This window comes from Flavobacterium chilense, assembly GCF_001602525.1.
GTDB lineage: Bacteria > Bacteroidota > Bacteroidia > Flavobacteriales > Flavobacteriaceae > Flavobacterium > Flavobacterium chilense.
The window spans coordinates 125,737-140,989 of record NZ_LSYT01000003.1 but is presented as its reverse complement, the minus strand read 5'-3'; the positions used below and the strand labels follow the sequence as shown (position 1 = coordinate 140,989).

13 protein-coding genes are annotated in these 15,253 nt (G+C 32.7%); 8 read left to right on the top strand and 5 right to left on the bottom strand.

Translation table 11 applies throughout. The features are described from left to right. Positions 1-15: 15 nt before the first annotated feature. Positions 16-489 carry a PepSY domain-containing protein gene (locus A4F88_RS09965; protein WP_068842463.1) on the bottom strand — a complete coding sequence of 158 codons (474 nt, stop codon included), beginning with the start codon at positions 487-489 and terminating at the stop codon, positions 16-18. Between the two features lie 168 nt (positions 490-657). Between A4F88_RS09965 and A4F88_RS09960 the strand changes: the two genes are divergently transcribed. Then, entirely contained in the window at positions 658-1,380 is a 723-nt protein-coding gene (locus A4F88_RS09960) for a DUF4386 domain-containing protein (RefSeq protein WP_068842462.1), read from the top strand. Between the two features lie 252 nt (positions 1,381-1,632). Here the strand turns inward: A4F88_RS09960 and A4F88_RS09955 are convergent, their stop codons facing one another. Then, positions 1,633-2,331, bottom strand: a complete 699-nt coding sequence (locus A4F88_RS09955; protein ID WP_068842461.1) for a LytR/AlgR family response regulator transcription factor — start codon at positions 2,329-2,331, stop codon at positions 1,633-1,635. After that, entirely contained in the window at positions 2,328-3,368 is a 1,041-nt protein-coding gene (locus A4F88_RS09950) for a sensor histidine kinase (RefSeq protein WP_068842460.1), read from the bottom strand. The genes A4F88_RS09955 and A4F88_RS09950 overlap by 4 nt, the downstream gene beginning before the upstream one ends. Before the next feature lie 164 nt (positions 3,369-3,532). Between A4F88_RS09950 and A4F88_RS09945 the strand changes: the two genes are divergently transcribed. The 7 genes from A4F88_RS09945 (at position 3,533) to A4F88_RS09915 (ending at position 12,319) form a co-directional block, all read left to right on the top strand. After that, positions 3,533-4,918, top strand: a complete 1,386-nt coding sequence (locus A4F88_RS09945; RefSeq protein WP_068842459.1) for a TolC family protein — start codon at positions 3,533-3,535, stop codon at positions 4,916-4,918. Positions 4,919-4,930: 12 nt separating this feature from the next. Next, on the top strand, positions 4,931-8,215 hold the full coding sequence (locus A4F88_RS09940; RefSeq protein ID WP_068842458.1) for an efflux RND transporter permease subunit: 3,285 nt from the start codon (positions 4,931-4,933) through the stop codon (positions 8,213-8,215). Beyond that, a complete protein-coding gene (locus A4F88_RS09935) occupies positions 8,205-9,293 on the top strand; it encodes an efflux RND transporter periplasmic adaptor subunit (RefSeq protein WP_068842457.1) in 1,089 nt (362 codons plus the stop codon). Before A4F88_RS09940 ends, A4F88_RS09935 begins: the two co-directional genes overlap by 11 nt. 277 nt (positions 9,294-9,570) lie before the next feature. Then, complete coding sequence (locus A4F88_RS09930; protein WP_068842456.1) at positions 9,571-10,047, top strand: hypothetical protein; 477 nt, start codon at positions 9,571-9,573, stop codon at positions 10,045-10,047. A 422-nt stretch (positions 10,048-10,469) separates the two neighbouring features. Beyond that, positions 10,470-10,688 (top strand): hypothetical protein, encoded by a 219-nt coding sequence (locus A4F88_RS09925; protein ID WP_068842455.1) that lies wholly within the window; start codon positions 10,470-10,472, stop codon positions 10,686-10,688. Between the two features lie 269 nt (positions 10,689-10,957). Beyond that, on the top strand, positions 10,958-11,632 hold the full coding sequence (locus A4F88_RS09920) for a hypothetical protein (protein ID WP_068842454.1): 675 nt from the start codon (positions 10,958-10,960) through the stop codon (positions 11,630-11,632). A gap of 75 nt (positions 11,633-11,707) precedes the next feature. Further along, positions 11,708-12,319: an XAC2610-related protein gene (locus tag A4F88_RS09915; protein ID WP_068842453.1), complete on the top strand. Its 612-nt coding sequence runs from the start codon at positions 11,708-11,710 to the stop codon at positions 12,317-12,319. Positions 12,320-12,464: 145 nt separating this feature from the next. Here A4F88_RS09915 and A4F88_RS09910 read toward each other — a convergent pair whose 3' ends face one another. Both A4F88_RS09910 and A4F88_RS09905 read right to left on the bottom strand, forming a co-directional pair. Continuing rightward, the gene (locus A4F88_RS09910; RefSeq protein ID WP_143155035.1) at positions 12,465-13,058 is read right to left on the bottom strand and encodes a hypothetical protein; all 594 of its coding nucleotides are present in this window, start codon (positions 13,056-13,058) and stop codon (positions 12,465-12,467) included. Beyond that, positions 13,036-15,195 carry a PAAR-like protein gene (locus tag A4F88_RS09905; RefSeq protein WP_082815741.1) on the bottom strand — a complete coding sequence of 720 codons (2,160 nt, stop codon included), beginning with the start codon at positions 15,193-15,195 and terminating at the stop codon, positions 13,036-13,038. The genes A4F88_RS09910 and A4F88_RS09905 overlap by 23 nt, the downstream gene beginning before the upstream one ends. Positions 15,196-15,253: the final 58 nt, after the last annotated feature.

Below are 15,253 nucleotides of genomic sequence, written 5' to 3'. Positions count from 1 at the left end.
AGTAAGTATTCCTGATTAATCTTTTTGAATAATGACATCAAAACCTCCGTCTTTATCAAATACTACATCGTAAAATTTGGTGTCCTTTTGTATTCCAACCTCATAAGTTGTTTTGTTTTTATCGTCTACCACCACGGCAATTTCTTTGATTGCTTTTCCCGGATAATTTTTCTTAAGGTAAGCTTGTGCTTTTTGCGGAAGCTGACTTAGCGGAATCTGTTGTTCGAATGCTTTTAAAACTCCCAGGTTATCGTAAACCGCCAATGCTTTTGTTGTTTTACCCGGATTAAATTTTGCTTCATAACGAATTTCATCATCGTCATCACCTACATATTTCATAGTCCAGACCGCTATTTTACCCGGATATTCTTTTTGAAAAGTATAAAGGACTTTTTCCGGCGGCGTTACAATTTTATCAGGAGAAACTCCGGTTTGACCTATTAAAAAACCACTATATAAAAAGGTAATGATAAAAAAAATGTTTTTCATAATCTCTGTTTTAAAATTAACTCCTTTAAATAACGTATTAAAATTACTACTTTAAAATGAAGAAAAGATGAAATTTTAAAAAATTGTTGAAATTCTTAAAAAAAAGTTAAAAGACACCGTAACAATGATTAACATTGTACGTCTTACTTCTAACCTAAAACCAAAACAATGAAATCTAATCTTAAGAATTTTGAAAACTCTCCACAGCTTTACGCTCGTATTGCCGGAATATTATATCTCGTAATCATTGTTATGGGATTCTTTGCTGAAACTTTTGTTAGAAATAAATTGTTCGTTTCAGGAAATCCTACAGCTACTGCACATAACATAACGTTTTTTCAGTTTCAATGGAAAATTGGAATCACAGCTGATCTTATTATGCAAATTTGCGATTTACCGGTAATGATAATTTTGTACTACCTTTTAAAACCAGTCAATAAAAAACTTGCCTTACTTAATTTGTCTTTCAATTTGATACAAACAGCTGTTTTGGTTGCTAACAAATTAAATCTTCTGGCGGCATTATTCTTTTTGGGAGATGCTGAGTATCTAAAATCTTTTTCTCCGGATCAATTGCATACTTTATCTTATCTTTCTATTAAACTGCATGATTTTGGTTTTGGAGTTGGACTGATCTTTTTTGGTTTTGTATGTCTTCTTGAAGGTTATATGATATTTAAATCAGGTTATTTTCCTAAAGCTATTGGTGTATTGATGACTATTGCAGGAATCTGTTATCTGTTTAATAGTTTTGCCTTAATCCTTGTACCACAACTCTCAAGTATTGTGATCTTAATGCCTTGCTTAATTGCTGAATTATCTCTCAGCCTCTGGCTTGTTTTTAAAGGTGTAAATCTTTCAGTCTGGCAACAAAAAGTGGTATCAGAATAATAGCAATAGCTACAAATTCACGAATTATTGACTTCTAAAATCTGAAAATTTGGGAATATCTTAAGCATATTACAGATAGCTTAAATGAAAAAAGCAGGGGATTCACAAATGCTGTTAAATCATAATTAGTGAATTCGTGGTAAAAAAAATCCCGACAATTATAAAATCAAAAAAGCCTGCAGGAAATTCATCCTTACAGGCTTTTCTTTTGAAATAATTGAATTAGTAAATAATCTTATATTTCTCCGGCATTTATTTTTTTAGTCGGTCCGATAATTCTCTTTTATAAGTAATCCCGACTGGTAATTTTTCATTTTTAATCACGACAAAATCTTTGTCTGTCGTTTCTATTTTATCCAGCGCTACAATGTATGATTTATGAATGCGCATGAAATTCTTCTCAGGTAAACATTTCTCAAATTCACTGGTTGTAATCGAGGCCAGATAGGTTCTTTTTGTAGTGTGCAATTTCACATAATTACCAAAACTCTGTGCAAATAAAAGCTGGTCTAATTCGATATCCATAAAATAACCGTCAACTTTTACATTTACAGAATTCACAATAGTTTCTTCTGTTTTTACTTTCACCGTTTCGGTTGCAAAAAAACGATCAACTGCTTTTAAAAACCTCGGAAAATAGATCGGTTTTAAAAGGTAATCTATTACTCCATAATCGTAACTTTCCAGTGCATATTCAGAATAAGCAGTCGTAAGAATCGTTTTAGGATGCGTTGGAATAATCTTTAGCAGTTCCATACCTGAAATCTCAGGCATGTTAATATCCAAAAACATCAAATCTACAGGATTCTCACGAAGGTAATCCATTGCTTCAATACCATTATAGCCCTGAAAAACCAACTCTAATTGCGGATTTTGTTTGATGTAGTTCGCCAACACATAATGCGCTGCCGGTTCATCATCTACAATTATACATTTTTTGGGTTCTCTCATTCTACAAACTTTTTCAATTGCAATTTCAAATCTACAATATAGGTATTTTTATTGTCCTGAATATTCAGTTTATAGTCTTTTCCGTAAATTAAATTCAAACGTTCGATCGTATTTTTCAAACCAATTTTAGTCGAAATAACATCTGTCTTTTTTGTCGGAATCGAGTTTACAACATGCAAATGCAATAAACCGTTTTCGACTGTAATAATAATTCTCACAAAACATTTCTCAATCGCACAGGTACCATGTTTAAAGGCATTTTCGATAAAAGCAATCAGTAACATCGGCGATACTTTATAAGCGTTCTGATTATCGATTTTAGAATCATACGTGATTTCACAACGGTATCCTACCCTTTCTTTTTCAAGCTGCACATAACTGTTTATAAATTCCAGTTCATCTTCAAGAGAAACACATTTTTTACTGTTGCTGTCCAGCTGATAACGCATCAATTGGGACACCTTCATAATCAAATCGGGTGTTCTTTCCGGAAATTCTAAACTAATTCCGTAAAGCGTATTAAAGGTATTGAACAGGAAATGAGGATTCAACTGTCCTTTTAATGAGTTCAGTTGCATCTCGTTAAACAATAAAGTTTCATTCGTCTGTTTTCTGTGAATTCTATAGAATTTAAACACTATAATAGGGCTCAAAATACAAACCAAAGTCCCTAAAACACTCGCCAGCTGATATACATAACTTCGCTGATGGGAGTTTTGATACAATCGGCAATTACTGAACATATCCATCATTGTAATTTCATACAAAATCACCGAAAAGACAATTACTCCAAAAAGCGTTAAAAAAATATAAGTTAAAGGTCGTTGTGTTTTGAATAAGATAGGCAACAGAAAAAAACGATTGAACTGGGCGTGTACATATAAAATCAGATAGAAAAAGACTCCCATTAAAATGGAAGCTAAAGAACTAAATAACATCCAGTCATTTTTTAACGTATAGATCGTAAATGAAAAGGCAACAACGGCAATTTCCTGCCACCATTTGTTATCCAATATGTTATCAAATTTTTTATTCATTTTTAAAACTTAAATAGTGTACAAAGTACGAACAAATATTTAATTTATTTTTTCAAAAAATGACGAATTCAATTGGTCATTTATTATCGCAGTACATCATTTATCATGACATATATCAGCGTAAGACAAATAATTTTGTTCTATAAATTCACACCACTAATTTTATGTACTTCAGAAAAATTACTTTATTGGTTTTCTTGATTTTTGCCTGTGGTAGTTATGCTCAAAATCTGTCTTTAAAAGAAGCGATAAAAACAGGTTTAGAAAACTACGGTTCTATCAAAGCAAAAAGCAATTACACCAATGCGTCACGCGAGAGTTTAAAACAATCCAAGCGCGATTATTTGCCAAACCTAAACTTATCGGCACAACAAGATTACGGAACCATCAACGGACAAAACGGTGCCTTGTATGGTTTTAATGGTTTAGGAACAGCTTCTTCAGGACCTGCATTGCCGGACCAAAACTGGAACTCAGCTTTTGGTGCTTTGTATCTGGTCAACATGAACTGGGATTTTTTCACTTTTGGAAAAACGCAGGAAAAAATCAATTTAGCCAAAGTCGATGTTCAGGCAAAAGAAAACGATTTAAAGCAGGAACAATTTCAACAGGAAATTAAAATTTCTGCTGCTTATCTGAATCTGTTGGCCAGCCAAAGATTATTAATTTCGCAACAAAAGAATTTAAGCCGTGCCGAAGTTTTTAAGAAAACTGCTGTTGCACGAGTTAAAAACGGATTGTTGGCCGGAGTCGATTCTACATTGGCAACTGCCGAAGTTTCTAAAGCAAAAATCGCTTTAAACCTGGCTAAAAACTTCGTTAAAGAACAAAACAACAAATTAGTTGATTTGATGGGCGTTGCCCCTCAGGATTTCGTTACAGACACATTGTTTGTAAACGATATTCCGAAAGAAGTTCTTAGAGGAACCGCAACTTCAGACAGTTTGCATCCTTTACTTCAGTTCTACAAAACTAAAATTGATTACAGCAACCAACAGGTTAAATTATACAAACGTTTTTATTACCCAACCATGAGTGCTTTTGGAGTTTTGCAAACGCGTGCTTCAGGATTCAATAGCGATTATGTTACGGATCAGACTTCGTTTAACAGAAATTATTGGGATGGTGTAAATCCGGATCGTACCAATTATCTGGTTGGAATTGGAATTAGCTGGAACCTGACGACTCCGTTTAGAATGAGTAAACAGGTAAGTGCCCAAAAATATATTTCACAAGGATTACAGGAAGAATATAATCAGGCCGACAGAGAACTGAAATCGCAATTGGCACTGGCAGATGATAAAATAAAAATCACACTGGACAACTTTGCCGAAGCACCAATTCAGGTCGATGCAGCAAAAAAAGCCTATTTACAAAAATCGACTTTATATAAAAACGGATTAACGGACCTAACCGATTTAACACAAACAATGTATACGTTAAACCGTGCCGAAATCGACCGTGATATTGTCAACAATAATGTGTGGCAGTCGTTTTTGCTTAAAGTAGCTGCTACAGGCAATTTTGACTTATTTATAAATGAATTTTAATTATAGATCCTAATGAATTTAATACGTTTTGCACTCCGCAAACCCATCTCCATATTAGTATTGGTTGCGGGTCTATTTTTCTTCGGAATTGGCGCCATACAGGACATTAAGGTAGATATTTTACCTAAAATGAACTTACCGGTAATCTATATTGCGCATCCTTTTGGTGGTTACACTCCAGACCAGATGGAAGCTTATTTTGCTAAAAACTATGTCAACATTTTACCCTTTGCAAATGGTGTAAAATCAGTTGAAACCAAGAATATTCAGGGGTTAATGATTATGAAATTAACCTATTATGAAAACACAAATATGGCGCAGGCTGCAGCCGAGTTGAGTTCGCTTTCGAACAGGATTCAGGCGGCATTTCCTCCGGGAACACAGCCTCCGTTTATCATTCGTTTTGATGCTTCTTCTCTTCCAATCGGACAATTGGTTCTGAGCAGTAAAATCAGATCAAATAATGAATTACAGGATTTAGCCAACGTTTACGTTCGTGCTTCGTTTACCTCTATCCCGGGATTATTGTCTCCGGCACCTTTCGGCGGAAGCCCAAGAACTATTGAGGTTAACGTAGATCCTGATTTATTGCGTTCGCACAATATGACACCGGATCAAATTGTTGAAGCGATTCGTGTAAACAACCAGACAGCTCCATCCGGAAACGTGAGAATGGGCGACAAAAACTATATTACGCCAACAAATAATACGATTAAAGAAGTTAAAGATTTTGAAAATATTCCGTTGTTTAAAGGAAGCGTTCAAAACTTAAAATTAGGTGATGTAGCGACTGTAAAAGATGGTGCTGATATTACTGCGGGTTATGCTTTGGTAAACGGTAAACGTTCGGTTTACATTAGTATCGCAAAAGCCGGAGATGCTTCGACCTGGGATGTGGTTCAGAAATTAAAAGCTGAATTACCTAAAATTCAGAGTACTTTACCGGAAGATGTAAAATTATCATACGAATTTGACCAGTCGGTTTATGTAATCAACTCGGTTAAAAGTTTGATTACAGAAGGTATTATTGGAGCCGTTTTAACCGGATTGATGGTTTTACTTTTCCTTGGCGACAGACGTGCGGCTTTGATTGTAATCATGACGATTCCAATTTCGATTATTTCAGGAGTTTTATTCCTTAAATTATTCGGACAAACGATCAACTTAATGTCTTTAAGCGGACTGGCTCTTGCCATTGGAATTTTGGTGGATGAAAGTACTGTAACGATCGAAAATATTCACCAGCATCTCGATATGGGAAAACCCAAGGCGCTCGCCATTTGGGATGCCTGTCAGGAAATCGCCTTACCTAAATTATTGATCTTACTTTGTATTCTGGCTGTATTTGCTCCGGCATTTACAATGGTTGGAATTCCGGGAGCTTTGTTCCTGCCTTTGGCTTTAGCAATTGGTTTCTCTATGGTTATTTCATTTTTACTTTCTCAGACTTTTGTGCCTGTAATGGCAAACTGGTTAATGAAAGGTCATGCCAAACATGAACACGGTCCTGAAATTACAGATGATGAAGCGGAGTTTAATGATAGCGGAATCACACCGGAATCTGAACGAGATCTGATCACTCAGAAAAAAGGATATGTAGAAAAAGATGACACCAATAATGACGGAAAAATTAGTGCTTTTGAGCGCTTCAGAATCCGTTTTATGAAAACTCTGGATCGTTTATTTCCGTTTAAAAAGGCAGCTGGTATAACGTATTTAATTGTGATTACACTTTTAGCTGTTGTTTTTATTAATTTCATCGGAAAAGATGTTTTTCCAAAAACAAATTCAAGTCAGTTTCAGCTAAGAATGCGTGCTCCTGACGGAACCCGTTTGGAACGTACCGAAGAAAAAGCAATTATTGTGCTGAAAGAATTACAAAAAATGGTGGGCAAAGAACATATCGGAATCTCTTCTGTTTATGTAGGACAACACCCGTCGTTATTCTCGATTAACCCAATTTATTTGTTCATGGCAGGTTCTCATGAAGCTGTTTTTCAGGTAAGTTTAAAAGAATACCATACAGACATGGATAACTTTAAGGACGAGTTTAGAGCCCGACTTAAAAAAGTACTTCCGGATGTAAAAATATCTTTTGAGCCAATCGAATTGACAGATAAAGTTTTGAGCCAGGGATCTCCTACTCCAATTGAAATTCGTATTGCCGGAAAAGACAAAAAGAAAAATGAATTATACGCCAATCAAATTGTAGATAAGTTAAAAGCAATTTCATATTTCAGAGATGTGCAAATTGGTCAGCCAATTCATTATCCAGCAATGAATATTGATATAGACAGAACACGTGCTGCTGAATTAGGTGTTGATATGAACGACATTTCACGTTCGCTTGTGGCTTCGACCTCATCATCAAGATACACCGAAAAAAATACTTGGGTTGATGAAAGAGCCGGATTATCATACGCAGTTCAGGTTCAGGTTCCGCTAAATCAGATGAAAAGTAAAACTGATATTGGAGAAATTCCGGTATTAAAAAATTCGCTTCGTCCGGTTTTAAGTGATGTTGCTAAAATTACACCCGGATTTGTAAGTGGTGAGAATGACAATTTAGGGGCTATGCCATACATTACCGTTACAGCCAACATTAGCCAGACCGATTTAGGTACGGCAGTAAAAGATGTGGATGCAACCATACACTCATTGGGTGAATTACCTCGTGGTTTGTTCATTACGCCTATTGGTATGAGTAAAGTGTTGGTAGAAACATTAAGTAGTTTACAAGTCGGATTATTGGTTGCCATATTTGTAATCTTCTTAATGTTAGCCGCTAATTTCCAATCGTTCAAAGTTTCGCTGGTTATTCTAACCACAGTTCCTGCGGTAGTTTTAGGTGCATTATTAATGCTTACGATTACAGGTTCTACGCTAAACTTACAATCGTATATGGGAATCATTATGTCGGTTGGGGTTTCGATCGCCAATGCCGTTTTACTGGTTACGAATGCAGAACAGCTTCGAAAACGAAATGGTAATGCATTAGAATCGGCTCGTGAAGCTGCAGCGTTGCGTCTTCGTCCAATTATCATGACTTCGGTAGCGATGATTGCAGGGATGTTACCAATGGCAATTGGTCATGGCGAAGGTGGTGATCAGGTTTCTCCATTAGGAAGAGCCGTAATTGGAGGATTATTATTTTCAACTTTTACCGTATTGCTTATCTTACCGCTTATCTTTGCGTGGGCACAAGAAAAAACAACAACACAATCTGTTTCTTTAGATCCTGAAGACGAAGAAAGCATCCATTATATCTCATCATTAAAATCGAAAAATGAAAAATAAAATTATACAATCGACCGCATTACTTTTTGTAGCCGTATTTTTTCTAACGGGCTGTAATTCTAAAAAAGAAGAAGCTCCTGTTGCAGAAATAGAACCTAAAACAGAAACTTTTACTTTAGAAAAAGAAAAACTAAGCACACAACTACGTTTGCCAGCCGAATTAACCGGTTTTCAACAAGTAGATTTGTATGCCAAAGTAAGTAGTTTTGTAAAATTACTGAAAGTAGATATTGGTACTAAAGTAAAAAAAGGACAGCTTTTGATCGTGCTTGAAGCTCCGGAAATCAGCTCTCAACTGGCTGCTGCCGAATCAAGACTAAAATCAATGGAAGCCATTTATGCTACCAGCAAAAGTACCTACAACCGTTTGTACGAAACCAGCAAGGTAGAGGGGACTATTTCTAAAAATGATTTAGAAATGGCAAACGGAAAGAAAAATTCTGATTACGCACAATACCAGGCAGCCGTTGCAGCCCACAAAGAAGTGTCGATCATGAGAGGTTATCTTGAAATTCGTGCTCCTTTTGACGGAGTTGTAGCAGCAAGAAATGTAAACTTAGGAACATTTGTTGGTCCTGCAGGAAAAGGTTCAGATTTGCCTTTATTAACCATTCAGGAACAAAGCAAATTACGTTTAGCGGTTTCTGTACCCGAATTGTACACCGGATATTTACACAATGGCGACGAAATGAGCTTTAATGTAAAATCGTTACCGGAAACTTTTAAAGCAACGATTACCAGAATGTCGGGCGCATTAGACCTGAAATTACGTTCTGAAAGGGTTGAAATGGACGTTCATAACACAAAAGGAGATTTATTACCGGGAATGGTAGCAGAGGTTTTATTGCCGCTTAATGCGAAAGACAGTACGTTTGTGATTCCAAAATCAGCTTTAGTGAGTTCTGCTGAAGGATTGTATGTGATCAAAGTATTAAATCATAAAGCAACAAGAGTAAATGTAAAAAAAGGACGAGAAATCGACGATAAGATTGAAATCTTTGGCGATTTAAATCCAAAAGATAAACTGGTAAAAATTGCCAGCGAAGAAACTAAAGAAGGCGATATCATAAACGAATAACCTGCGTTTAGCCTTGCTATTTAGTGATTACCAAAAACTGTACGCATTAATGCGGGCATTTAAAGATCGGAATAGATTTTAGAATGCAAAATTACAATTTACCTTAAGGACAGCAACTGATATATTGCTGTCCTTTTTTTATTCTATAAAATCAAAATAGACAACATAAATTATTACCTTTTTTTATTGTTTTTATAACTTCTAAGGGTCGTATAATCAAATATTTAAAACTTAAATTTACAAAATCACAAATGTATTAGTATTTAAAGTAATTGTTATGCACAACATAAAGAAGGTTATTGAACTACTATCAAAAAAATACAGTTACGGTATTTCTGTCCTAAGTAATAGTTCTGACGGAAAATATAATTCTATTCTGGACACACAAAATGGTACTTTGTTTTCTGTGTCTTATAATTCCTTATATGTTTTTAAGGATTCTGATAATAATTTCTGGTCGACTATTCCAAAGTCCTTTGTTTATAACGACAAAAAATATTATCCAAAACTAGGTGAAGAATATACACGAAAAGACGGAGTAAAATATTCGTTTACCACCAAAGAAGAAGTTTTGAAAATGGCAACATCTTATTTCGAAAGATTTACCAATCCGTATCGTGGTATTAAAGTTGCCAGCCAGGGAGAGTTTTTAAGCAACAATACAAACAAAAGTCAGGTCAAATACGATTTGATTTTAGAAAAATTTCAATCTAAAGTACGTAATAAGATTCATACCAGTTTTTCTTTTAATTAACCATAAAACAACTCACTAACCAAAACCAGAATGCAATAATAAATTTTACATCAAAGAGACTAAAAAAGCCTTTTAAAAACGAGTAACCAACGTTTTGCTTTTTATTTAGTGATTACCAAAAACTGTACGCTTTAATGCGGCATTTTAAAATCAGAAATGGATTTAAAATGTAAATTAAAAATTGCCTTAAAGGGCAGTATTCTGATCAGGTACTGTCCTTTTTTATGTTTTTATAAGAGCGTATTTAAAGTTTTTCAGTAGCTCTTCCTGCTATCATTCCAATCTTTTTTATTGTGAAAAACAATAAAAAAGGATTTTCCCTTCTATCAGGGCTAAAATAATATTTATAAGAATAAACAGGTAAAAGTACGCAGCTGTTTAGAATGGCAAATTGATACCTTTAGCCTCTAAATTTAAATTTTATGGAAATGACATATTCCTCTACTACTATAAAAAGTTTAATAAAGCTTGGTGCAAAACTGATCATAAGTGAAAAATACAGTTCTACAAATTTAAAAGAGTTTGTAAGTTTAGCAAAACTACATAACGTTCCCATTACATTAAAAATTAACGGATCAAACACTACTACTATAAAAGATCTCATCAAAATTGGTCATCCGGGACTGACCTTAGATTTATAACTAAATATTAAAACAAAACCATTACCCCGGTTCTAGAGTCTATCGAAAACCAAAATATACTTAACAGTTTATGCCCTGTGCGAAGTTTCCAGACTTCGCATATATTGCTGTAGAATACTTCCGTTATCAAAACTTTTTTACATTACTTTATTTGCTTTTAGGTACGGGTACGAAGTCAGGAGACTTCGCATAACAATCGAGCAAACATCTCATTTATAAAAACAAAAATGACAAAATAAAATCTATAGTTTAAATGATATTTTTATCCTATGAAAAAATTCGCAATTCTGTTTGTACTTCTTTTTATTTCATGCAATAACCAAAGAAAAGAGACACATAATAGTACTGAAAAGAAAATCTCAAAAGAAAAAGTCATTCAGGATATATCTATTTTGAGAAAATGTGGTTTCTTTGAGGAATTCCAAAACCTTACAGATATAGAAGTATTAGATAAACTTCATGCCAGAAGAATAAAAGAATACTCAGAAATGTTTGAAAAATTATACAATCCAGGCATGAACATAGATGAATTTGAATTAGCATGCCTTGATAGCCATAAAATGATTTATATGGATTTAGAGGCTGATGTTTCTTCAGAGAACCATGTCTATAAAGATGTAATTAATATGTTTTCTTTACTATCAAAAGGGACATTCGATCCTGAAAATATTGAGGAAAAGTGGCTAAGTCATTCTGGTCCCATTAAAGTAAATTTTAAATTCAACAACGAAATTGTAGGCTTTGAACCTAAATATTCTGATGATTGGTTAGACAGCAAAGTATTCGAAATTTGTATGGATAAGATCAAGACTAAAAACATAAGAATAGTTGAATGTCTGGGAGAAAATAAATATGGCTATGGTCAATCCGTTGCTTTTATGAGATTAACAGAAACCGAACAAAAAATTTTAGAAAAAGAATATCATTATAAATTTCGAAATTAGAGTTTTTTTTTACTTTAGATAAACACAAACAATTGTAACATGAATTTATAATCAGTGCTATCAAAATAACATAAAATGAAAATAAAAATCACCATTGCTTTATTAGTTTGCATAATTTTTCCAAAAATAGCTTTGGCTCAGACTTGCCTGCATAAAAATTTATCAAAAGAATTTAATTATGAAGTAAAAAAAATAAAAATTTCCAATGAAACAATTGATAGCAATTCTGTAAAAGTTATTGTCTATAACAAAATATCAAATAAGAAACAGGAAATTAAGTTTGGAGTCAACTTTCTTTTCGAAAAAACTTTTATTAATTGCAAGGCAGTGAGATCTTATATAACCGGCATTAATAAAGACGCTGAAACTATTGATAATGATTTTGGAGATTTAATAATAGCAGACTTCAATTTTGATAATCTGGAAGATTTTGCTATTAAAAATGATTCAGGAGGAAACGGAGGTCCCACATATAACTATTACATTCAGGGCAAAAATAAAAGTTTTACATTAGATAATTTTTTAACCACAGAAATGGAATTTTTCCCATCAAAATTCATCATAAAAAATAAAAGGTTAATAACCTACGTTCATGCCAATGCCTATCAATTATCCGAAAATACATTTGAGTATAATGAGAAATCAAAAAAATGGAAATATAAACAGTCTAGATTAGTAAGTTTTTAAAACATTTAAGTTAGTGTGGGTTTCTCGAAAACTAAAATATACTTGAAAGATATAAAAACTACATAAAGTTATTTTTTGATGTATTAAAAAAAACTAAGCAGTTCATTTCTTATTTTAAAATTGATAACTTATCTGTAATGCACTATTATTTCACAATTCTTGTGCTTACTATACTATCATTTTTATAAATATTTTGTTTTTCTATATAATACCCTTCTGTATCTTCAAAACAATTTTCTTTCCATGTTCCTTCTTTTTTACCTTCCCTATAATTACCTTTTTGTGTACAGTTTCCAAAATATTCTATCCAGAAACCTTCTTTTTGATGCTTATTATTAAAAAATCCTGAACCATCTCCATAATCAATCTTAGGTTTTAATGGAAGAGTCCTGTAATGTCTATAAATATATCTATAATGAAATTTTTTAATGTATTGACCGATCGGTAAATTATCAATATAGTTACAATAAAATACTGTATCGATTTTATCTGTTTTATCAATTATCTGGAAGGTTCCATTAAATTTTCCTTTCTTCAATGAAAATTTTGTACCTAAATTAGGGTATATATAAATTCCTGTTCTTTTTTCTTTTATGTTTTTTCTTAACTCCCATTCAATAACTTGTGTACCTCCATTATTTACAGATATTTTTTCATCTATATATGTTTTTGTTTTACATCCTGAAAAAGTATATATAATGCAGAAAAAAAATATTTTAAATATGTTTAAATTCATCATTGAGTTTTTTTATTATATCAAATTGATAGTCAAAAAAGCCATAATGTAAAATTGTATAATCCATTATGGTATCAGTTGTATATTGATTAAAATATATTTTATGATATTCCTCTATTCTTGTAAAAAAATGGATTAAATTTTCTGTAGAAGTTATTATACGATCCAAATCAGCAATTTGTGTTTTATATATCAATTCTTCTTCATCTATTCTTTTTTTCCACTCAACTTTATTAGAAATAGTTTCTTCACCAAATTTGAATGGATAACCTGTAGATTTACGAGTTTTGAGATCTTCTCGCCATTTCTCTACTACTTTAGATTCTCCATCTTTAGTCTCTTTATTATGCTTTATTTGTTCTAGATAGGACTGTTTAGATACTATATCTTTTAGCCCTATTGCAAAAGGATGTTTTAATCCCATTTCATGTCCTATTTCATGAAGAATAGTATCTATATCAAAAATATAAACCATTGCAGAAAAAATGAAAACATCTTCATATACTACAAATGCACCAGTTTTTGCATTAGTGTCTGCTTTCATGGGTTCATCAATTGGGCTTATAAAAACAAAAATATTTTCTTTCAGATCTTCTTCTGTAATTCCTTTTTCTTTAAAATATTGTTTCTCAACCATTTCCAAATACTTAGCTCCATCTAAAACCAATGAATTAGAAATTATCTTTTTTTCGATTAACGAGTTTTCATCAATTTCAATTTCATCCAAAGAAAAATTGACAGGGAAGTTTACACCAATTCTGCTGAAATAAGTATTAATAAGTTTTTCTGTAAATTTTTGTAAAAATGTATTTTCATTATCAAATTTTATTTCTTTGCCGTTGTTATCCTGAATATATGTACTCGTTAAATTTCGTTTTATAGTTTCGAGATCCTGATTGGCATAAGATTTTCTTTTTATTTTAATATATTTAATTTTCCTTTTTGAAAAAATGAACGAGTCGTTTGGCCTTACTGTTAAAACACCAACAACTTCATTTTTTTTATTCAAAAATTTAATTTGTTTATTATCTGTTATAGTTTGTTTACACTTTATCATAAACTTATTTATGATAATTTTTTTTTCATCGCTTTTAACTATAACTTCATATTTTGTTTTTCTTTCCGGATCATTATCTGATAAAGTATAATATTGATCTTTAAAATATTTTTTATCAATTATAAAATCTTTATTATGAATTGTTATACCATCATCTGTAAATCCAGCATCAAAAACGGCAGCGTCATAATCTAAAACTATTTTTTCATCCTTAATATTTTTAACTTTATCAAATGTTAAATAAAGACTTAAAACTACATTGTTTCCTGTTACAATATTATGATCTTTAAACATCCTTAGATAAGGAGGAAAATATTCCTGATTGTTAATCTTAACTTTGTTTTTGTTATAAAAATCTGTAAAAATATCTTTTCCCCGTATACAGTTATCAAATATTTTGGAATGTTCATTTGAGCGTAATTGAAAAATTTCATCTTTATCTCTATTCCAATCTAAATTATAATTTAACATCCAGGGATTATCCATCCAGATTCTTGGATAAACAATAAAATCAACATCTGTTTCTTCTGTTATATCATGCACAGGCATTCCTGTAATGTCAATCTCGTCTATTACATTGCGTTGTCTGCAATCTGTAATTTTTATATCAATGCCTCCGTATTCGCATTTTATGGAGCTTTTTAGAAGCAGCGCTAATTTGTCCTGAAAATGCACGGTTCCGGGATTTTTCCATTCGCTCAGTTTCATTACCGAAGCACAGGGACTTGACTGGTAAGGGCTTTTTTTGCAGTTGCCCTTAAAAATTAAACTTATACTGTCTTTCTCTGCTACTGTAGCCGTTCGCTTGTCTTGTGTACCTGGTGTATCGTAATTGACTTTTAGATCTCCTGCCGGAACGGTACACAAATCGCATTTGAGCTTAGCTCTGTCAATAACAAGTTTTAAACCATCTTTGGCATCCTGTTCTTTTTGGTTTATTTTTTGGGCTTCTTCAAGTAGAGATTTTCCTGCTTTGAAACTTTCCTCAGTTACCTCGTGATTGTTTAATGATGTAATATCAACAAATTTGCCTTCATCATCTCCCATTAAAAAATTAGTAAGCCAGTCATTTATCCTTCCCATGATACACTATATTCTATTTTTGTTTTTTCGTTTTTTACAACAACCGTTCCCCATAACA